Annotated in this window: 20 protein-coding genes and 1 tRNA gene; 12 read left to right on the top strand and 9 right to left on the bottom strand. The window is 70.1% G+C overall.

Annotated elements, in window-relative coordinates; genetic code table 11:
- The first annotated feature begins 511 nt into the window (after positions 1–511).
- The 4 genes from acs (at position 512) to B0I32_RS19260 (ending at position 4,595) form a co-directional block, all read left to right on the top strand.
- Positions 512–2,485, top strand: coding sequence for an acetate--CoA ligase (gene acs / locus B0I32_RS19275; RefSeq protein ID WP_106241126.1), 1,974 nt, complete (start codon positions 512–514; stop codon positions 2,483–2,485).
- 307 nt (positions 2,486–2,792) lie between these two features.
- A complete protein-coding gene (locus B0I32_RS19270) occupies positions 2,793–3,236 on the top strand; it encodes a phage holin family protein (RefSeq protein WP_106241123.1) in 444 nt (147 codons plus the stop codon).
- Complete coding sequence (locus tag B0I32_RS19265) at positions 3,226–4,146, top strand: alpha/beta fold hydrolase (RefSeq protein WP_106241121.1); 921 nt, start codon at positions 3,226–3,228, stop codon at positions 4,144–4,146. The genes B0I32_RS19270 and B0I32_RS19265 overlap by 11 nt, the downstream gene beginning before the upstream one ends.
- Positions 4,143–4,595: a DUF309 domain-containing protein gene (locus B0I32_RS19260; RefSeq protein ID WP_106241119.1), complete on the top strand. Its 453-nt coding sequence runs from the start codon at positions 4,143–4,145 to the stop codon at positions 4,593–4,595. Before B0I32_RS19265 ends, B0I32_RS19260 begins: the two co-directional genes overlap by 4 nt.
- Here the strand turns inward: B0I32_RS19260 and B0I32_RS19255 are convergent.
- Complete coding sequence (locus B0I32_RS19255; RefSeq protein ID WP_106241117.1) at positions 4,592–5,782, bottom strand: MarP family serine protease; 1,191 nt, start codon at positions 5,780–5,782, stop codon at positions 4,592–4,594. The genes B0I32_RS19260 and B0I32_RS19255 overlap by 4 nt on opposite strands.
- An 82-nt stretch (positions 5,783–5,864) precedes the next feature.
- On the opposite strand from B0I32_RS19255, the gene B0I32_RS19250 reads away from it, so the two are divergent.
- Positions 5,865–6,377 carry a HEAT repeat domain-containing protein gene (locus B0I32_RS19250; RefSeq protein ID WP_106241838.1) on the top strand — a complete coding sequence of 171 codons (513 nt, stop codon included), beginning with the start codon at positions 5,865–5,867 and terminating at the stop codon, positions 6,375–6,377.
- A 31-nt stretch (positions 6,378–6,408) separates the two neighbouring features.
- On the opposite strand, the gene B0I32_RS19245 is transcribed toward B0I32_RS19250, so the two are convergent.
- Both B0I32_RS19245 and nth read right to left on the bottom strand, forming a co-directional pair.
- Positions 6,409–7,056, bottom strand: a complete 648-nt coding sequence (locus B0I32_RS19245) for an NUDIX hydrolase (protein ID WP_106241114.1) — start codon at positions 7,054–7,056, stop codon at positions 6,409–6,411.
- A gap of 40 nt (positions 7,057–7,096) precedes the next feature.
- Positions 7,097–7,819 carry an endonuclease III gene (nth, locus tag B0I32_RS19240; protein WP_106241112.1) on the bottom strand — a complete coding sequence of 241 codons (723 nt, stop codon included), beginning with the start codon at positions 7,817–7,819 and terminating at the stop codon, positions 7,097–7,099.
- Between the two features lie 85 nt (positions 7,820–7,904).
- Here nth and B0I32_RS19235 point away from each other — a divergent pair, with 85 nt between their 5' ends.
- Together B0I32_RS19235 and B0I32_RS19230 are read left to right on the top strand one after the other, a co-directional pair.
- Positions 7,905–8,360, top strand: coding sequence for a protein kinase family protein (locus tag B0I32_RS19235; protein WP_106241109.1), 456 nt, complete (start codon positions 7,905–7,907; stop codon positions 8,358–8,360).
- Between the two features lie 202 nt (positions 8,361–8,562).
- Entirely contained in the window at positions 8,563–9,243 is a 681-nt protein-coding gene (locus B0I32_RS19230) for a Crp/Fnr family transcriptional regulator (RefSeq protein ID WP_106241107.1), read from the top strand.
- Here the strand turns inward: B0I32_RS19230 and B0I32_RS19225 are convergent.
- The 4 genes from B0I32_RS19225 to sp36 form a co-directional block, all read right to left on the bottom strand.
- Positions 9,225–10,016: an MBL fold metallo-hydrolase gene (locus B0I32_RS19225; RefSeq protein WP_106241104.1), complete on the bottom strand. Its 792-nt coding sequence runs from the start codon at positions 10,014–10,016 to the stop codon at positions 9,225–9,227. The genes B0I32_RS19230 and B0I32_RS19225 overlap by 19 nt on opposite strands.
- A 102-nt stretch (positions 10,017–10,118) precedes the next feature.
- The gene (locus tag B0I32_RS19220) at positions 10,119–10,913 is read right to left on the bottom strand and encodes an NUDIX hydrolase (RefSeq protein ID WP_106241101.1); all 795 of its coding nucleotides are present in this window, start codon (positions 10,911–10,913) and stop codon (positions 10,119–10,121) included.
- 56 nt (positions 10,914–10,969) lie between these two features.
- Positions 10,970–11,428 (bottom strand): RidA family protein, encoded by a 459-nt coding sequence (locus B0I32_RS19215; protein WP_219911894.1) that lies wholly within the window; start codon positions 11,426–11,428, stop codon positions 10,970–10,972.
- Positions 11,425–11,580 carry a Sp36 family protein gene (gene sp36, locus B0I32_RS58845; RefSeq protein WP_157549052.1) on the bottom strand — a complete coding sequence of 52 codons (156 nt, stop codon included), beginning with the start codon at positions 11,578–11,580 and terminating at the stop codon, positions 11,425–11,427. The genes B0I32_RS19215 and sp36 overlap by 4 nt, the downstream gene beginning before the upstream one ends.
- A gap of 77 nt (positions 11,581–11,657) precedes the next feature.
- Here sp36 and bagA point away from each other — a divergent pair, with 77 nt between their 5' ends.
- Both bagA and bagB read left to right on the top strand, forming a co-directional pair.
- Positions 11,658–12,659 (top strand): ATPase BagA, encoded by a 1,002-nt coding sequence (gene bagA / locus B0I32_RS19210; RefSeq protein WP_106241096.1) that lies wholly within the window; start codon positions 11,658–11,660, stop codon positions 12,657–12,659.
- Positions 12,656–13,783 carry an ATPase BagB gene (bagB, locus tag B0I32_RS19205; RefSeq protein ID WP_106241093.1) on the top strand — a complete coding sequence of 376 codons (1,128 nt, stop codon included), beginning with the start codon at positions 12,656–12,658 and terminating at the stop codon, positions 13,781–13,783. The genes bagA and bagB overlap by 4 nt, the downstream gene beginning before the upstream one ends.
- Positions 13,784–13,833: 50 nt before the next feature.
- On the opposite strand, the gene B0I32_RS19200 is transcribed toward bagB, so the two are convergent.
- The gene (locus tag B0I32_RS19200) at positions 13,834–14,130 is read right to left on the bottom strand and encodes a WhiB family transcriptional regulator (RefSeq protein ID WP_020542548.1); all 297 of its coding nucleotides are present in this window, start codon (positions 14,128–14,130) and stop codon (positions 13,834–13,836) included.
- A 365-nt stretch (positions 14,131–14,495) separates the two neighbouring features.
- On the opposite strand from B0I32_RS19200, the gene B0I32_RS19195 reads away from it, so the two are divergent.
- The gene (locus tag B0I32_RS19195) at positions 14,496–16,661 is read left to right on the top strand and encodes a transglycosylase domain-containing protein (RefSeq protein WP_245955915.1); all 2,166 of its coding nucleotides are present in this window, start codon (positions 14,496–14,498) and stop codon (positions 16,659–16,661) included.
- Between the two features lie 293 nt (positions 16,662–16,954).
- Here B0I32_RS19195 and B0I32_RS19190 read toward each other — a convergent pair whose 3' ends face one another.
- Positions 16,955–17,413 carry a GatB/YqeY domain-containing protein gene (locus tag B0I32_RS19190; RefSeq protein ID WP_106241836.1) on the bottom strand — a complete coding sequence of 153 codons (459 nt, stop codon included), beginning with the start codon at positions 17,411–17,413 and terminating at the stop codon, positions 16,955–16,957.
- A gap of 68 nt (positions 17,414–17,481) precedes the next feature.
- Here B0I32_RS19190 and B0I32_RS19185 point away from each other — a divergent pair, with 68 nt between their 5' ends.
- Together B0I32_RS19185 and B0I32_RS19180 are read left to right on the top strand one after the other, a co-directional pair.
- Positions 17,482–18,375: a metallophosphoesterase gene (locus B0I32_RS19185; RefSeq protein WP_106241088.1), complete on the top strand. Its 894-nt coding sequence runs from the start codon at positions 17,482–17,484 to the stop codon at positions 18,373–18,375.
- Positions 18,376–18,439: 64 nt separating this feature from the next.
- Positions 18,440–18,513, top strand: a tRNA-Pro gene (locus B0I32_RS19180).
- Positions 18,514–18,611: the final 98 nt, after the last annotated feature.

Here is an 18,611-nt window from a genome sequence, read left to right as displayed (position 1 = left end):
GACCGATGCATGGGTAGCCGGGCCCATGGGTCGGGCCCATGAGTCGGGGCCCCTGGACAACGCCTACGGGTCGGCGCCCTGGGCAACGCCTACGGGTCGGACTCATGGGCAAGGCAGGGCGGACCGCCACGGGCGGTGGCTGTCTGTGTCGGCATCGGCACGCGGGCCGCCACCCCGAAAACGACAGCCCGACACCCGGCAAAACGCCCGCCCGCCACGCGGAAAGCACCCGCCCGACAAGCGGAAAACCACGAAAGACACGGCGATTTGGACCGAAGACCACCGGAGGATTCGCACGTACGCGCTATCGATCATCCGCCCATAACGCGCCCCACGACATAACTCCATTTCAAGATGACAACGTTTCAATAGCGTTTGTCATTCACCTGGATAAGATCGCGATCGGCCCGCACACACGGTACAGACCTGTCTAGACCTCTTGTGTACGGAGGCCGTGAGCTGGTGAAGTGGGACACGAACCTGTCCAATCTGGCCATAGAAGGAGCATGAGGTGGCCCCGGAGCCCGCTGGTAACGAGACCCAGGCGCTGTCCAACCTGCTGAAGGAGAATCGCCGGTTCGCGCCACCGGCTGAGCTGGCGGCCGCCGCCAACGTGACCTCGGCCGCGTACGCCGAGGCCGCCGCGGACCGCCTCGCCTTCTGGGAGCAGGCGGCCGACCGGCTGACCTGGACCAAGCGCTGGGACACGACGCTCGAGTGGAATCCCCCCTTCGCCAAGTGGTTCGTCGGCGGCGAGCTCAACGTCGCCTACAACTGCGTCGACCGCCACGTCGAGGCGGGGCGCGGCGACAAGGTCGCCTACCACTGGGAGGGCGAGCCCGAGGGCGACAGCCGCACGCTCACCTACGCCGACCTCCAGCGTGAGGTGAACAAGGCCACCAACGCCCTGCTGGAGCTGGGCGTGCGCAAGGGCGACCGGGTCGCCGTCTACATGCCGATGATCCCCGAGCTGCCGATCGCCATGCTGGCCTGCGCCCGGATCGGGGCGATCCACTCGGTGGTGTTCGGCGGGTTCTCGGCCACCGCGCTGAAGAGCCGGATCGACGACGCCGACGCCAAGCTGGTCATCACGGCCGACGGCGGCTACCGCAGGGGCAAGCCGTCGGCGCTCAAGCCGACCGTGGACGAGGCCGTCGCCGAGTGCCCGCAGGTCGAGCACGTCCTCGTCGTCCGGCGCACCGGCCAGGACGTCGCCGCCGGCGACAAGGACGTGTGGTGGCACGACGTGGTGGATCGCCAGAGCGACCAGCACACCGCCGAGTCCCACGACGCCGAGGACCCGCTGTACATCCTCTACACCAGCGGCACGACGGGCCGGCCGAAGGGCATCCTGCACACGACCGGCGGCTACCTGACGCAGACGGCCTACACTCACGACGCGGTCTTCGACCTCAAGCCGGACACCGACATCTACTGGTGCACGGCCGACATCGGCTGGGTGACCGGTCACTCCTACATCGTGTACGGCCCGCTGGCCAACGGCGCCACCAGCGTCATCTACGAGGGCACCCCGGACACGCCGCACCGCGGCCGCTTCTGGGAGATCGTGCAGAAGTACCAGGTCACGCTGCTCTACACGGCGCCGACGGCGATCCGGACGTTCATGAAGTGGGGCGACGACATCCCCGCCAAGTACGACATGTCCAGCCTGCGCGTCCTGGGCTCCGTCGGTGAGCCGATCAACCCCGAGGCGTACGTCTGGTACCGCGAGCACATCGGCGGCGACCGCTGCCCCGTCGTGGACACCTGGTGGCAGACGGAGACCGGCGCGATCATGATCAGCCCGCTGCCGGGCGTGACCGCGGCCAAGCCGGGCGCCGCCATGCGCCCGCTGCCGGGCATCAGCGCCGACGTGGTCGACGACCAGGGCAACAGCGTCCCCAACGGCGGCGGCGGCTTCCTCGTCGTACGCGAGCCGTGGCCGTCCATGCTGCGCACCATCTGGGGCGACGACCAGCGCTACATCGACACGTACTGGAGCCGTTTCGAGGGGATGTACTTCCCCGGCGACGGCGCCAAGAAGGACGACGACGGCGATCTGTGGCTGCTCGGCCGGGTGGACGACGTCATGCTGGTCTCCGGCCACAACATCTCCACCACGGAGGTGGAGAGCGCGCTGGTCAGCCATCCGAAGGTGGCCGAGGCGGCCGTCGTGGGCGCGACCGACCCGGTGACCGGCCAGGCCATCGTGTCGTTCGTCATCCTGCGCGGGTCTGCCGAGGAGAGCGACGACATCGCCGCCGAGCTGCGTAACCACGTGGCCAAGACGCTCGGCCCGATCGCCAAGCCGCGCCAGATCCTGGTGGTGCCCGAGCTGCCCAAGACGCGCTCCGGCAAGATCATGCGGCGCCTCCTGCGCGACGTGGCCGAGAACCGCAGCATCGGCGACGTCACCACGCTGGCCGACAGCACGGTGATGAACCTCATCTCGGAGAAGCTCCCCTCCGCCAAGTCGGAGGACTGACGACCGGCGACGCACCCCAGGAGGCCCCAGGTCCCGAAAAATCGGGACCTGGGGCCTCCTGGATACCCGGGGGCGCGCTGGGAAGCCGTGCCCGGAGACGTACGACACACTCCCCGGGAAAGCCTCGGCCCCCTCATGGTCATGCTCGCCGGGTCGAGCCGGGGCGCGATCTCCTCTCATCGGGTAGTCCTGAGAGTGCTGGCGGGACTCGTGCCAGATAAGTTCGGCGGTGCCTGGCTGTCAGTACGCCGCCGCATCGCGCTGGATGATGTTTGACACGGCCACCGAGCCCCGATAGGAGACGTTCATGCCGCAGACTCCCGAGGAAGAAGAATCGCTGGGCTCGCTGGTCGCCCAGGCGAGCAGCCACATCTCGTCGTTGGTCCGCTCGGAGATCGAGCTGGCCAAGGCCGAGTTCAGATTCGACGCCAAGCGGGTCGGCATGGCCGGAGGGCTGTTCGCCGCCGCCGCCTTCATGGCGCACCTGTGCCTCATCCTCGCCTCGTTCACGATCGCGTACGCGCTGGCCCAGGTCATGCCCACCTGGCTCGCCTTCCTCATCGTGACCGTGTTCTACCTGCTGGTCGCGGGCCTGCTGGTGTTCATCGGGATCCGCAGGCTCAAGGGCCTGGCCGGGATGAAGCGCACCGCCAGGTCGATCAAGGGGCTCAAGGAGATCGCCACGCCCGACGAGCAGGCGCCGCCCGCGCTCGACCCGGATCGCGAGCCGGTGACCCGCGATGGCACCTGACGAGTCGGTCGTCGAGATCCAGGGGCCGTGGACGCACCGCGCGGTCCACGCGGGCGGGACCCGCTTCCACGTCGTGGAGGCCGGTTCGGGGCCGCTGGTGCTGCTGCTGCACGGGTTCCCGCAGTTCTGGTGGACCTGGCGGCATCAGCTGACCTCGCTGGCCGGGGCCGGGTTCCGGGCGGTGGCGGCCGACCTGCGCGGCTACGGCGGCAGCGACAAGCCGCCGCGCGGCTACGACCTGCCCACGCTGGCCGCCGACGCGACCGGGCTGATCAGGGCGCTGGGCGAGACCGGGGCGATCGTGGTGGGCCACGACTGGGGCGGGCTGCTGGCCTGGACGATGGCCGTGCTCGACCCCAAGTGCGTGCGCCGGCTGGTCGCCGTGTCGGCGCCCCATCCGTTGCGGCTGCGCAACGCGCTGCTGACCGACCCCTTCGGGCAGCTCAGGGTGAGCGGGCGCAGGCTCGGCTTCCAGCTTCCGCTGCTGCCCGAACGCCGGCTCACCCGCCATGACGCGGCGCTGGTCGGCCGGCTGCTGGACACCTGGTCGCGGCCGGGCTGGCCGGAGCCGGAGGAGTCGCGTACGTACCGGGAGGCGTTCATGATCCCGGCGGTGGCGCACTCGGCGCTGGAGTACCACCGCTGGTTCGGCCGCTCCCAGCTGCGTCCCGACGGCCGCCGCTACGCCAGGGCGATGCGTACGGAGGTCGAGGCCCCCACTCTTCACCTGCACGGAGCGCTCGACCCGAGCGTCCTGCCCCGTACGGCGCAGGGTTCGAGCCGCTACGTGGCGGCACCCTACCGGTGGCGGCTGCTCGAAGGAGCCGGCCACTTCCCCCATGAGGAGATTCCCGACGTGTTCGACACCGAGCTGCTCGGCTGGCTGAACGATCCGGAGCCCGACCGATGAGAGATCGCGACCCCGAGGGCCGGCCGCGCAACGCCAGGCCGCGCGACGCGTACGGCAGGCCGCTCCCCTACGGCTCCGCCGGCCTGCCCAGGGTCCCCGACGAGTACGCCCCCACCACCGAGCAGGCGCTCGCCGACGGCCGCCGCTTCCTGGAGGAGGGCTTGCCGTTCAACGCGCACGAGGTGTTCGAGGGCCGCTGGAAGTGCGCTCCCGAGGAGGAGCGGGAGCTGTGGCAGGGGCTCGCGCAGATCTGCGTCGGGCTGACGCATCTGCAGCGTGGCAACGGGCGCGGCGCGGCGACGCTGTTCAGCAGGGGGGCGGCGAGGGCGCAGTCGTACGGGGGCGCGTACGACCCCGTCGGCAAGGCGGCCTCAGGTCTGACCCAGGACAGCGATCCCGGCGAGGCCATCGCGCTCATCCTGGGCAAACTCCCTACTGGAAACGGCTAGTCGCACTCCTGGGTGCTGGCCGGGCTGGTGTCGTTGCGGCCCGCCGAGGCGTCGGGGGCCACTTCTTCGGCGGTCAGCACGTAGCCGGTCTGCTCCTCGTTGATCGCGGCGGCGAAGATCACGCCGTAGACCCGCCCGCTGACCGTGAGCAGCGGCCCACCGGAGTTGCCCGGCAGCACCTGGCCCCTGATCGCGTAGACCTTCCTGCGCACGGTGTTCTCGCGGTAGATGTCGGGGCCCTCGGCGTCGAGCTGGCCGCCGATCCTGGCCGGCTCGGCGGTGAACCCCTTGCCCTTCGGGAAGCCGGCGATGATCGCGCTGTCGCCGCGGCTGCCGTCGCCGTCGAAGCTGAGCTGCGGCAGGCGCAGGCCGGGCACGTAGAGGACGGCGATGTCGCGGCGCGGGTTGTAGCGCACCACGGTGGCGTTGTGGCGGACGTTCTCGGAGTCGATGACCTGCAGGTCGCGGGTGACGCCGGCGACCACGTGGGCGTTGGTCATGATCCGCCCGGGGGCGTAGACGAAGCCGGTGCCCTCGATGTGCTTGTTGCAGCTCTCCGCGTTGCCCTGGACCTTGACGATCGCGCGGCGGGCCCGCTTGAGGTTGGGCCCCTGGAGCACGCTCTGGTCGGGCGGCTGCACGTCGATGAGCTGCCCCGCGCCGATCGCGTCGAAGACGGGCGGGAACTCCGAGCGGTCGATGAACTTCTTGAACGGCTGCTGCCAGTTGCGCGCGCCCTGCGGGATGGCGTCGTCGACCGTGGTCAGCAGCGCGGAGTTCTTGACCTGGTCGACCAGCGGGTTGAACGAGGTCGAGACGATCAGCGAGCCGATCAGCCAGGCGATGACCAGCACGGACAGCGCGCTGGCGAACGTGCCGCCCACCGCGTCGGCGACCTTCGCCGGCTCCCAGGTGACGTGGCTGCGTACGACGGCGCCGAGCGTCGAGGAGGCGAACTGGCCGATGGTCGCGGCCAGGAAGACGATCACGATGGCCAGCAGCGCCTGCGGCGTGTCGCCGTCGACGACGGCCTTGGAGATCGGGGGCGCGATGAAGACGCCCAGCACGGCACCGCCCACGAACCCCACGAAGCTCATCGCCCCGATGATGAAGCCCTGCCGGTAACCCGAGATGCCGAAGGCGATCACGAGGCCGATCAGAATGAGGTCAAGCAGATCACCGCGCACGATTCAAAGGTAACCAGCGATACGGTCAAGTGTGCACGTCTTCGATCAGGACGGCGTCACCCTGCTGGCTATCTTGAGCGGTATGCCGCCGGACGAGGGAACAGTGCAGGATCTCATCCAGGCTGCTCTGGGCGACACCGATCCCGACGGTCCCCTGCGCTGGCACGTGATCTCCTTGCTGCGCCAGCGCAGTGACCTGGAGTCCTTCATCGAGGCGCGGCGGTTGTGCGCCGCGGACACGGTCGCCGAGCGGCTGCTCGGCGTGGACATCATGGGCATGTTGCGGCCGTTCGCGGACCGTACGCTGCCGGTGCTGCGCTTTCTGGCCGCCAGCGAGGACGACGCGATGGTGCTCTACTCGGTGCTGATCGCGTTCGGGCATCTGGCCGACCCGCGTTCGCTGCCGTCGGTGATCGACCTGGCCGGTCATCAGGACGCGAGGGTCAGGTACGGGGCCGCGTACGCGCTCCAGCACGTGCTCGGCGAGCCTCCCGACCGGGCAGGGCTGGAGACGCTGCGCACGCTGGCCTCCGACAGCGACGCCGACGTGGCCGGCTGGGCCGCGCTCGGGGTGGCGCTGCGATCCGCCCGCTGAGCGCTGCAAGCTGCTTGTCGGATCCCCCGGCTCAGCCGCGTGCGGCGAGCGCGACGGCCTCGGGCGGCAGGTCCTCGACCTGCTCGGGGTCCCAGGGCTGTTCGAGCCCGCCCTCACGCAGCACCGTGTCGAGCAGCATCGCGGTGAACCCCCACACCAGCATGCCGCGCACCCGGAACGCGGGCCCCGCCGTGCCCCTGGGATGCCGGAGCGTGACCCGGTTGGCCGGATCGACCAGCTCGGCGATCGGCACCCGCTCGACGGAGTCGACCTCGTCGGGCGAGGCGGCGTGCACGGCCGACGGCTCGCGCCACCAGGCGATCACCGGCGTGACCCGGTTGTCGCTGTGGGTCAGGTAGAGCTCGGGCATCGTGCACAGCACGTGCACCCCGCGCGGGTCGGCGCCGGTCTCCTCCTCGGCCTCGCGCAGCGCGGCCTCGACGGGCCCCGCGTCCTCGGGATCGACGCCGCCGCCAGGGAAGGCCGGCTGGCCGGCGTGCCTGCGCCCGCGGGTGCTGCGCTGGATCAGCAGCACGTCGGGCCCATGGGGACCGTCGCCGAATAACATCAGCACCGCCGCGGAGCGCCCGCGCCCGGCGGGTGGCCGGAGGATGCGGGGCACTCGGATCCGCTGCGCCTGCGCCGCAAGGGTCTCCAGCCAGTCGGGCACTTCAGTCACGAATCCTCCAACACGCGCGATCCCCGATGACTTCCCGCGTTCAGGAGAAGGGTCCCGGCCGGACGAGTTTCTCCGCCTGAACGGGGTCCGTGGGGCCGGTCCCGTACGAGGGGCAGAGCGCGGCCAGCGGGCACACGCCGCACGCGGGCCGCCGGGCGTGGCAGATGCGGCGGCCGTGCCAGATCACCCGATGGGAGAAGATCGTCCACTCACGTCTGGGCAGCAGCTCGGCCACGATGTGCTCGATCTTGACCGGGTCGGTCTCCTCGGTCCAGCCGAAGCGGCGGACGAGCCGCTGGAAGTGGGTGTCGACGGTCAGTCCCGGCACGTCGAAGGCGTTGCCGAGCACCACGTTGGCCGTCTTGCGGCCCACTCCGGGCAGTGTGACCAGGTCTTTCAGCTTGCCGGGGACCTCGCCGCCGTAGCGCTCGCGGACGGCCCTGGCCATGCCGATGATGCTGTTGGTCTTCGCGCGGAAGAAGCCGGTCGAGCGGATGATCTCTTCCATCTCCGACGGGTCGGCGGCGGCATAGTCCTCCACCGTGGGATATTTCGCGAAGAGGGTGGGGGTGACCATGTTGACCCGCTTGTCCGTGCACTGGGCGGACAGGATGGTCGCGATCAGCAACTCCAGCGGGGTGCGGAAGTCGAGCTCGCAGTGGGCGTCAGGGTAGGTCTCCGCCAGGATGCGGTTCATCTTGCGCGCGCGCCGCACCAGTGCGAGCTGGGTCTCCGGCTTGCGCCCCGCCGCGTTCGTCGCCATGCGGCAAGAGTAGAAGCTTCGGCGAACGGTTGAACCCGGGACGGCTTCAGCGGCGTACAACCTGACGCGTGGAAGGGGGTCGGCCGTGGGCGATCAGGGAGCGACGCTGGCGGAGTTCGTCAGGACGGGTGGGCCGCTGCGCGGTCAGGCGCTGCACCGGCTGGCCGTGAGCTGTGTGGCGGCCATGGCCAAGCTGCACGCCCACGGCACCGCGGGGCTGCGGCTCAGCCCAGAGAGCGTGGCGCTGGGGACGCGCGGCCAGGTGCTCATCGGCTGGCGGACCGGCGACGACGACGGCGCCGACCTGCCCGAGGCTCGGGACGTACGCGACTGGGCCGACCTGGTGGTCTTCGCCGCGACCGGCGACGGGCACGGCGACACCGCCGCGCTGACGCCCGCGCTGCGCATCGCGGTCGAGCGCTGCCGCCACCCCGACCCCGCCTCCCGCCCCAAGTCCGTGGACGTGCTGCGCGTGCTGCTCAGCCGCTCGATGTCCGCGGCGGTGGCCTCGGTGGACGGCCTGCTGCGCACCGCGGGATGAAACCGCCGCGCACCGCCGGATGAGACCGCCGCGTACCGCGGGATGAGACGGTTCGGTGCCGGTCACGGAACAGGCACGGCCATCCTGTACGTTTCCCCCGGGACGCCACGCACCGGGGCATGCCGTGAACACTCCGGCATTCCCATAACCTGTGTGTGCCGCCCGGAGTGGGGTGAGTCACAATGGCAGCAGAGGAGGCAGAGTGAACACCGAAGATGTGCTGGGCAAGGCCCCCCTGTTCGCCGCGCTGGACCGCGAGAGCGCCGCGGCGCTGCGCACGAGCATCACCGAGGTCCAGCTGTCCAAGGGACAGACCCTCTTCCACGAGAACGAGACGGGCGACCGCCTCTACGTCGTGCTGGAGGGCAAGATCAAGCTTTCCCGCACCTCTCCCGACGGGCGCGAAAACCTGCTGAGCGTGCTGGGGCCGAGCGAGATGTTCGGCGAGCTGTCGCTGTTCGACCCGCGGCCGCGTACGGCGACGGCGACGGCGCTGACCGAGGTGCGTCTGGCCGGCCTCGGCCACGACGATCTGCGGCCCTGGCTGACCGGCCGGCCCGAGGTGGCGCTCCACCTGCTGCGCGCGCTCGCGCAGCGGCTGCGGCGTACCAACGACGTGCTGGCCGACCTGGTCTTCACCGACGTGCCCGGACGGGTGGCCAAGCAGCTGCTCGACCTGGCCGAGCGGTTCGGCACCAAGACCGACGACGGCACGCGGGTCCACCACGACCTGACCCAGGAGGAGCTGGCGCAGCTCGTCGGCGCCTCACGGGAGACGGTCAACAAGGCGCTGGCCGACTTCGCCCAGCGCGGCTGGCTGCGGATCGAGGCCAAGGCCGTGGTGATCCTCGACATCGACCGGCTCTACAACCGGTCCAGATAGTCGAGCTGGGCCGCCACCGACATCTCGGCGGCGGGCCAGAGCGAGCGGTCGACGTCGGCGTAGACGATCTTGACGATCTGGCGCGGCGTCTTCGCTCCCTGCCGCCTGGCCGCCCTGATCTGGTCGAGCCGCTGCCGCCGGTGCGTGATGTAGCCGTCGAGCGCGCCGATCGGGTCGGACAGCACCGGGCCGTGTCCCGGCAGCAGCGCCCGCGCGTCCAGGCTCTCGGCCGCCGCCCGCAGGCGGTCGAGGCTGCGCAGATAGTCGGCCAGGCCGCCGTCGCGGGCGATGATCGTGGTGCCCCTGCCGAGGATCGTGTCGCCGGTCAGCATCGCCCGGTCCTCGGGCAGCCAGAAGCACAGCGAGTCGAACGAGTGGCCAGGGGTGCCGTACACGTGGATCTCCAGGCCGGCCACGGTAACCACGTCGCCGTCGGCGAGCCCCTCGTCGCCCAGCCGGTGGCGCGGGTCGAGGGCGCGCACGGGCGCGTCCACCATCCCCGCGAAGCGCTTGGCGCCGCCGCTGTGGTCGAAATGGCCGTGGGTGAGCAGGATCTGGGTGACCCGGCGCTCCCCCAGGTGGCCGGCCACGCGGCGCAGGTGCGACTCGTCCTCGGGGCCGGGGTCCACGACGATCACCTCGTCGCCGGCTCCGATCAGCCAGGTGTTGGTGCCGTCGAGGGTCATCGCCGACGGGTTGGGGGCGAGCAGGTTCTCGGCGTGCGTCGTACGGGATCCGTCGGGCGTGTCGATCGGGATGTGCAGCCCGCTCATGTCAGTTCCTTCCGCGGCCGCCCGCTCATCGCGTCACCAACCCGATCCACATGCGCGAGCCCGCTCATCGCGTCCCCGGCCCGATCGACATGCGCGGCCCGCTCATCGCGTCACCAGCCGCATCTCGCCCTCGATCTCCACGGCCCTCGGCATGATCGTCTCGATCTCCCGGTGCTCGGCCAGCACGCCGGCCACGCCGTCGTACCCGCTCAGCTCCCTCAGCGTCGTGTACGTCGGCGGCATCAGGAAGATCTCCCCCTTGTGCGCCAGCTCGATCGCCTCGCCGGGCCGCTGCCAGACGACCTGGTCGGCCTCGCCGCCCACGTCGCGCGTGCGCTGGCCCTCGGGCAGCACGGCGACGAAGAACCGGGTGTCGAAGCGCCGGTGCTCGATCTCGGGCGTGATCCAGTGGGCCCACGGCTTGAGCAGGTCGGAGCGGAGCACCAGGCCGCGCCGGGCGAGGAAGTCGGCGAAGCCGAGGCCGCGGTCGATCAGCGCCAGCCGGTCGGCCTCCCAGTCGTCCCCGGTCGTGTCGGCCACTACGGAGTCGGGCCCAGGGCCCGCCAGCAGCACGCCCGACTCCTCGAACGTCTCCCGTACGGCCGCGCACACGAGCCCCCTGGCCAGCCGCTCGTCGGCGCGGAAGCGCTCGCCCCACTCGGCCGGGGACGGCCCGGCCCAGGCGACGGCCTGGTCGGTGTCGCGGGCGTCGACGGAGCCGCCGGGGAAGACGTACGCGCCCGCGGCGAAGGCCATCGTGGCCTTGCGCCGCAGCAGGTAGACCTCCGGTCCCGGGCGCAGGAGCACCACCGTGGCGGCGTCCCGCGCCGGCACCGGCTGGACCCGCCCGGCCAGGACTTCCCGAGCCCGGGCGGCTAGCTCGGCTGGAAGCGGCAATCCAGTCACATGACCTCCTCCTAGAACATCACTCGGTCATGGTGACATATGCCCACTTAGCCGACTTCGGCGATCAGCTCCACCTCGACCGGCGCGTCCAGCGGAAGCGCGGCCACCCCCACCGCGCTGCGCGCGTGCTTGCCCTGGTCACCGAAGACCTCGGCGAGCAGGTCGCTGGCCCCGTTGGCCACCTGGGGCTGCTCGGTGAAGCCGGGCGCGCTGGCCACGAAGACCACGACCTTGACGATCCGCCGTATCTTCGACAGGTCGCCCAGCTCGCCCTTCAGCGCCGCCAGCGCGTTGAGCACGCAGATGCGGGCCTGCGCCCTGCCCTCGTCGACGCCCAGGTCGACGCCGAGCTTGCCGGTCTGGTGCAGCTTGCCCTCCAGCATCGGCACCTGGCCGGAGGTGTAGACGAGATCGCCCGTACGGACGGTGGGCAGGTAGGAGCCCACCGGCGTGACCGGCTCGGGCAGCGTGAACCCCAGCTCCGCGATCTTCTGCTCGGGCGTCACGGCTTCTCCCTCTTGAAGTAGGCGACGAGTTGCTCGGGCGTGGCGCCCTGGACGATCTGAACCAGCTCCCAGCCGTCGGCCCCGAAGTTGTCGAGAATCATCTTCGTGTTGTGGATCAGCACGGGGGCCGTGAGGTACTCCCATTTCTTCATGAGGATCAGCGTAGTGTGAGCAATCTCAAAGGATGGTCGTCGGCTTACGACAAGTGACCGTTCGGTAGCCTCGAGACGTGGACTCTCCGGACACGGACTGGACCGACGTACGACTCCACGTCGTCACCGGCAAGGGCGGCACCGGCAAGACGACCGTGGCCGCCGCGCTCGCTCTCGCCCTCGCCTCGGGCGGCCGCAAGGTGCTGCTCGTGGAGGTGGAGGGCCGGCAGGGCATCGCGCAGATCTTCGACCTGCCGCCGCTCCCCTACGAGGAGCGCAAGATCGCGGTCGCGCCCTCGGGCGGCGACGTCTACGCGCTGGCCATCGATCCTGAGGAGGCCATGCTCGAATACATGGAGATGTTCTACGGGATGCGCAGGGCCGGGCGGGCGCTGACCAAGATGGGCATCGTCGACTTCGCCACCACCGTGGCCCCCGGCTTCCGCGACGTCCTCGTGACGGGCAAGACCACCGAGGCGGTGCGCAGGCGCGGCAGGAACGGCCGCAGGATCTATGACGCGGTCGTGCTCGACGCGCCGCCCACGGGCCGCATCACGCGCTTCCTGAACGTCACCCAGGAGGTGGCGGGCCTGGCCAGGGTCGGGCCGATCAAGAACCACTCCGACCTGGTCAGCGGCGTGGTCAAGTCGCCGGAGACGGCCGTGCACTTCGTCACCCTCCTGGAGGAGATGCCGGTGCAGGAGACCCTCGACGGCCTGGCCGAACTGCGCGCCGCGGGCCTGCCCGCCGGAGGCGTCTTCATCAACATGGTGCGCGAGTCACTGCTGCCGCGGGCGACTCTTGACACGGCTGTCAAGGGCGGGTTCGACGCCGGCGAGCTCGCGCTCGGGCTCAAGGCGAGCGGCGTGGCCGACGGCGCGCAGGCCACCGCGCTGGCCGAGGCGCTCGCCGAAGAGGTCGTCGAGCACGCCCGCCGCACCGAGCTGGAGCGCGCCGAGCGAGAGACGCTGGCCGGGGCGGAGCTGAAGAACTACGAGCTGCCCCTCCTCGCCGACGGCGTCGACCTGGCCGGCCTGTACGAGCTCGCCGAGAGCATGCGCACCCAGGGAGCAGCGTGAAGAAGCCCGCCAGACTCGACGTCGACGCGATCCTCGACGACCCCGGCACCAGGATCATCGTCTGCTGCGGCGCCGGCGGGGTGGGCAAGACCACGACCGCCGCGGCGCTCGGCCTGCGGGCCGCCGAACGCGGCCGGTGCGCGGTCGTGCTGACCGTCGACCCGGCCAGACGGCTGGCGCAGTCGATGGGGCTGACCGAGCTGGACAACACCCCGCGCCTGGTCAGCTCGCCCGAGGGCGACGGCCAGCTCTACGCCATGATGCTGGACATGAAGCGTACGTTCGACGAGATCATCGAGGCGCACGCCGACCCGGTCCGGGCCAGGCAGATCCTGTCGAACCCCTTCTACCAGTCCCTGTCGTCCAGCTTCAGCGGCACGCAGGAGTACATGGCGATGGAGAAGCTCGGCCAGCTCCGCCGCTCGGACGAGTGGGACCTGATCATCGTCGACACGCCGCCCTCACGCTCGGCGCTCGACTTCCTCGACGCGCCCGAGCGGCTCGGGCGCTTCCTGGACGGCCGGTTCATCAAACTGCTGACCGCTCCGGCCAAGGCCGGGGGGCGCAGCGCGTTCCGGCTGCTCAACGTCGGGTTCGGGTTGATGGCCGGGGCGATGACCAAGCTGCTGGGCGCCCAGGTGATCAAGGATCTGCAGACGTTCGTGTCCGCGCTCGACGCCGTGTTCGGCGGGTTCAGGCAGCGGGCCGAGATGACGTACCGGCTGCTCCAAGCCCCGGGCACGGCCTTCGTGGTGGTGGCCGCGCCCGAGCGCGACGCGATGCGCGAGGCGTCCTACTTCGTCGAGCGCCTGGCTGAGGAGCGCATGCCCCTGGCTGGCCTGGTGGTCAACCGGGTGCACGAATCTCCCGCCCCGGCGCTCTCGGCCGCCCGCAGCGCCGCCGCTGCGGAGGACCTTGAGTCGAGGGGCGAGCACGAGCTCACCGCCGCCGTGCTGCGGCTGCACGCCGGGCGGATGCAACTCGCCGCTCGTGAGAGCCGCGAGCAGGAGCATTTCGTCTCGGCTCACCCCACGGTGCCCGTGGTCCAAGTTCGCGCCATGTCCGAGGACGTCCACGACCTGTCGGGTCTGCGACAGATCGGGACTCTGCTGGCGACCGCATAGAAGTACGGCCGGCGTGCGGCGCCGGCCGTACGACGGTCGCCGGGCTGGGGTCAGCCCGCGATCAGCTCGTTGGTTCGTTCGTACTCTTCCTTGGCGGACTCGAGCAGCTCGCGCCACGAGTCCACGTCAGGTCGCCGTCGAAGCAGCGCACGTCGTTCCCGTTCGGTCATACCGCCCCACACCCCGAACTCGATGCGATTGTCCAGTGCATCGGCGAGGCATTCGGTACGGACCGGGCAACCCCGGCAGATGAGCTTGGCTCTGTTCTGCGCGGCGCCCTGCACGAACAGGGCATCCGGATCCGCACCCTTACAGGCGGCACGGGAGGTCCAATCCGTGATCCACATTGTTCGACCCCACTCCCCTTAGGTGGTCAGTCGTCATTTGGGGCCGACGGGCGCGGGCGCCGAGCCTCCGTATTCAGTTGCCGCAGGGAGAACGTACGCAACTAGACGTTCGGGCCGACAGACCCCAGAGGACCAATTTCTCGCAGCAGTCTTGACCGGGAATGACTAGTCACCCCCGTCAGTCAAGGCGAAATGGTGTCGTGCTACCGGATAGGTCAGTCTTTCGACGTACCCTTGGTAGCGTGCAAGCGCAGCGCAAAGATCGCTCTAACCCCGTACTCAACGTCCTGCGGCTCGTCATCGCCGGGGCCGCGGCGGGGGTGCTCGCTGCCGCTGTGGCTCTGCCGGCGATCGGCGGAGCAGGCATGTCCACCAAGACCGCGGTCGAAGGGCTCAACCTCAAGCCCGAGAACCTCGACGAACCTCCTCTGCCCGAACGCACCGAACTGTTCGACGCCGACGGCAAGCAGATCGCGCAGTTCTACTTCGAGAACCGGCAGGTCGTCCGCCTCGATCAGGTCGCCCCGATCATGCAGACCGCACTGATCGCGATCGAGGACTTCCGTTTCTACCAGCACGGGCCGATCGATGTGGAGGGAACGGCCAGAGCGCTCGTGAAGAATGTCACGAGCGGCGGCGTCATGCAGGGTGGATCGTCGATCACCCAGCAGTACGTCAAGCAGGTGCTGGTCAACGCGGCCGAGACGCCCGAGGAGAAGGCCGCGGCCATCGCCCCCACCCTCTCGCGCAAGCTGAGCGAGCTGCGGTACGCGATGGCGATCGAGAAGAAGTACGACAAGAACCAGATTCTCGAGAAATATCTCAACATCGCCTACTTCGGCGCGGGCGCCCACGGGGTGCAGGCGGCGGCCAAGCGCTTCTTCGACAAGCCCGCCTCCAAGCTCAACCTGGTCGAGGCCGCCACGCTCGCCGGTGCGGTGCAGAACCCGGCCAGGACCGACCCCAACGTCGGCGCGGACGCCCGCAAGCGGCTGCTGGAGCGGCGCAACCTCGTCCTGGACCGGATGGCCGAGATCGGCAAGATCACCGTCCAGGAGGCCGCCGCCGCCAAGGCGAAGAAGCTGGGCTGGAAGGACGTCAAGGTCCCCGGCGGCTGCGAGGCCAGCAAATATCCATACTTCTGCCTCTACGTCCAGTACGAGATCCTCAACAACGAGGACTTCGGCAAGAACCAGGAGGAGCGCAGGAAGCTGCTCCAGCGCGGCGGCCTGCAGATCAAGACCACGCTCGACCGCGACATGCAGGCCGCCGCCGAGAAGGCGATCAAGAAGTACGTCAGCTCGAAGGACAAGCCCGTGGCCTCGCAGGCCATGGTCGTCCCCGGCACCGGCGAGATCAAGGCGATGGCCGCCTCGCGGAAGTTCGGCCGCAGCAAGAAGAAGAACGAGATGAGCTACAACATCGTCGCCGACGGGGCGCACGGTGGCGGCCGCGGGTTCCAGCAGGGCTCGACGGCCAAGGTCTACACGCTGGCCGCCGCCCTGGAGGAGGGCCTCAAGTACGGTGACGGCTTCCCGTCGCCGTCCGGGTACAAGGCCGGCTCCTACAGCTCGTTCAAGAACTGCAAGGGCCAGAACGTCGGCGACCCGAGCCACACCGTGCGCAACTCCAGCGAGGGCGGCGGCGGCTTCAAGACGCTGGAGAGCGGCACCTGGGGCTCGGTCAACACCTTCTTCGTCAAGCTGCAGCAGAAGGTCGGGCTCTGCGACGTGGTCAAGATGGCCAAGAAGCTCGGCGTCAAGCGGGCCGACGGCCAGAAGCTGCAGGAGGTCGAGACGTTCACGCTCGGCGTCAACGAGGTCGACCCCGTCACCATCGCCAGCTCCTACGCGGTCTTCGCCTCGCGCGGCCAGTACTGCAGGCCGCTGGCCATCACCGAGATCAAGGACCGGGACGGCAAGGCCAAGCAGTACAAGCCGAAGTGCTCCCAGGTGCTGGAGGAGGAGGTCGCCGACGCGGTCAACGGCATCCTGTCCGGCGTCTTCACCAAGGGCACCATGCAGGACGTCGGCGGCATCGGGCGCGACGCGGCCGGCAAGACCGGCACGACCGACGACTACATGTCGGCCTGGTTCTCCGGCTACACCCCCAACCTGGCCTCCGCCGTCAGCCTGGGCGACCCGCGCGGCACCTCGGCCCACAAGCTGATCGGGATCACCATCGGCGGCCGGTACTACCCGTACGTGTACGGCTCGTCCATCTCCGGGCGCATCTGGAAGGACTCCATGCTCAAGGCCCTCAAGGGGGTCGAGGCGCCCAAGTTCGCCTCCGTGGACCGGTCGCGGTTCGGCGGGTGCACCGACAACTGCGCGCCCAAGCCGCCCAAGAAGAAGAAGGACGGCGACGGGCCGCGCGACCCGTTCGACATCTTCGACTTCGGCAACGGGGACGGGCCGCGCGACGGGCGCGGCCCCGACCGGTTCGGTGACGGCCCCGGCCGCGGTCGCGGCGGCGACGCCGGACCGATCGCCCCGGCCGGCGACGCCGGACCGATCACACCCGGCCGCTGAAGCCGCTGAGGCCTCCGCCCACGGCGTGGGGGGAGGCCTCGACCTGCGGATGACCAGGAGCGCCCCACAGGCCCGCAGAGAAGCCCTCAGGCGCTCTGGGGCGGTGCGTTCGTGGGGCATCGGCCGGGGCGGCGACGACCGTGCGGGACCAGCCGGCGACTACGACGTGTGCGGCGTCGACCGACCGGGACACGTCCGGCGCTGACCGACGGCGCGATAGGTCAGGCGGTCAGCCCGCGACGCAGGCCCCCTCGACCCAGCCGAGTCGTCCTACCTATCCGGATTCAACCGACCTAGTTGGCGGCGAGTTTGGCTCGGACCGCTGCCGCCACCCGGCCGCCCTCGGCCCGACCGGCGACCTTCGGGTTCACGGCCTTCATGACCTGCCCCATGGCCTGCGGCCCCGAGGCCCCGGTCTCGGCGACGGCCGCGTCGACCAGCGCGGCCAGCTCCTCGTCGGAGAGCTGCGCCGGCAGGTACTCCTCCAGCACCGCCTGCTCGTCCAGCTCCGCCTGAGCCTGCTCGGCCCGCCCCGCGTTGCCGAACGCCTCCGCCGCCTCGCGCCGCTTCTTCGCCTCCTTGGTGAGGACCTTGACGACTTCGTCGTCGCTCAGCTCGCGGGCCTGCTTGCCGGCGACCTCCTCGACGTTCACCGCGGCCAGGGCCATCCGGATGGTCCGGAGGCGTACCTCGTCCCGGCTCTTCAGCGAGGCCGTCAGATCGGCCTTCAGCTTGTCCTTCAATGCGCTCATGCGCTCCATCTTGCCGTCTGCGCGGACCACCAGGTCGCCTCGCGCCGGATCTCGGGCATCATGAGTACGTGAGGAAAGCCGTCGCACTGCCCCTGTCCCTGCTCGGGCTCGGCCTGGCCGGGCTGGGCTACGCCTCCGTGGTGGAGCGCAACTGGTTCCGTCTGCGCCGTTTCGACGTGCCCGTGCTGGAGCGCGGTCAGCGGCCCGTACGCGTGCTCCACCTGTCCGACCTGCACCTGACGCCAGGCCGGACGATGCTGATCAACTGGGTCCGCTCCCTGGGCGCCCTGGAGCCCGACCTCGTCGTCAACACCGGCGACTCCCTCGCGCACCCGGAGGCCGTGCCCTCGCTCCTGCACGCCCTGGAGCCCCTGCTCTCGCGCCCTGGCCTGTTCGTCTACGGCAGCAACGACCTCTACGCCCCGCAGCCGAAGAACCCGGCCCGCTACCTGTGGCGCACCTCCAAGAACGACCGCCGCCAGCACGTGCCCAACCTGCCCTGGGAGGAGCTCGGGGCGGGCATGGCGGCCGAGGGCTGGCTCGACATGAACAACACCACGGCCCGCATCAAGGTCGGCGACCTCGACGTGGCCGTGGCCGGCATCCACGACTCCCACATCAACCGCGACCGCTACGACCTCGTGGCCGGCCCCGCACCCGCCGACGCGGACCTCCGCCTGGGCGTCATGCACTCCCCAGAGCCCCGCAACATGACCCGCTTCGCCGCCGACGGCTACCAGCTCCTGCTCGCCGGCCACACGCACGGGGGCCAGCTCTGCATCCCGTTCTACGGCGCCCTGGTCACCAACTGCGGCATCGACCGCGCCCGGGTCAAGGGCCTCAGCCGCCACGACTCGGCCTGGCTCCACGTCTCCGCCGGCCTCGGCACCTCCCCCTACGCCCCGGCCCGCTTCGCCTGCTTCCCGGAGGCGACCCTGCTGACCCTCGTACCCCGGCCCTAAAGGCGGTCACAACCACCTTGGAAGTCCGCTAGACTTTTCCAAGCACGCGCACGACGGCGTGCACCGGGGTGTAGCGCAGCTTGGCAGCGCGCTTCGTTCGGGACGAAGAGGTCGTGGGTTCAAATCCCGCCACCCCGACAGTGTGATGTCGCACGACATCGGAAACCCTCGAACCTACGGGTTCGGGGGTTTCGTCGTGTTGGGGTTTGCCTGAGGTTGGTAGTCGCGGGTGGGGT

Source organism: Nonomuraea fuscirosea (genome assembly GCF_003001935.1).
Taxonomy (GTDB): Bacteria; Actinomycetota; Actinomycetes; order Streptosporangiales; family Streptosporangiaceae; genus Nonomuraea; species Nonomuraea fuscirosea.
The sequence above is the reverse complement of the archived record's forward strand: the minus strand, read 5'-3'. Positions and strand labels throughout refer to the sequence as shown.

Excerpts from the sequence above, each read along its gene's own strand:
- B0I32_RS19270 (WP_106241123.1), top strand. The coding sequence starts at position 2,793 with ATGCCGCAGACTCCCGAGGAAGAAGAATCGCTGGGCTCGCTGGTCGCC.
- B0I32_RS19265 (WP_106241121.1), top strand. The coding sequence starts at position 3,226 with ATGGCACCTGACGAGTCGGTCGTCGAGATCCAGGGGCCGTGGACGCAC.
- B0I32_RS19260 (WP_106241119.1), top strand. The coding sequence starts at position 4,143 with ATGAGAGATCGCGACCCCGAGGGCCGGCCGCGCAACGCCAGGCCGCGC.
- B0I32_RS19250 (WP_106241838.1), top strand. The coding sequence starts at position 5,865 with ATGCCGCCGGACGAGGGAACAGTGCAGGATCTCATCCAGGCTGCTCTG.
- nth (WP_106241112.1), bottom strand. The coding sequence starts at position 7,819 with ATGGCGACGAACGCGGCGGGGCGCAAGCCGGAGACCCAGCTCGCACTG.
- B0I32_RS19225 (WP_106241104.1), bottom strand. The coding sequence starts at position 10,016 with ATGAGCGGGCTGCACATCCCGATCGACACGCCCGACGGATCCCGTACG.
- sp36 (WP_157549052.1), bottom strand. The coding sequence starts at position 11,580 with ATGAAGAAATGGGAGTACCTCACGGCCCCCGTGCTGATCCACAACACG.
- B0I32_RS19200 (WP_020542548.1), bottom strand. The coding sequence starts at position 14,130 with ATGTGGATCACGGATTGGACCTCCCGTGCCGCCTGTAAGGGTGCGGAT.
- B0I32_RS19195 (WP_245955915.1), top strand. The coding sequence starts at position 14,496 with ATGTCCACCAAGACCGCGGTCGAAGGGCTCAACCTCAAGCCCGAGAAC.
- B0I32_RS19190 (WP_106241836.1), bottom strand. The coding sequence starts at position 17,413 with ATGAGCGCATTGAAGGACAAGCTGAAGGCCGATCTGACGGCCTCGCTG.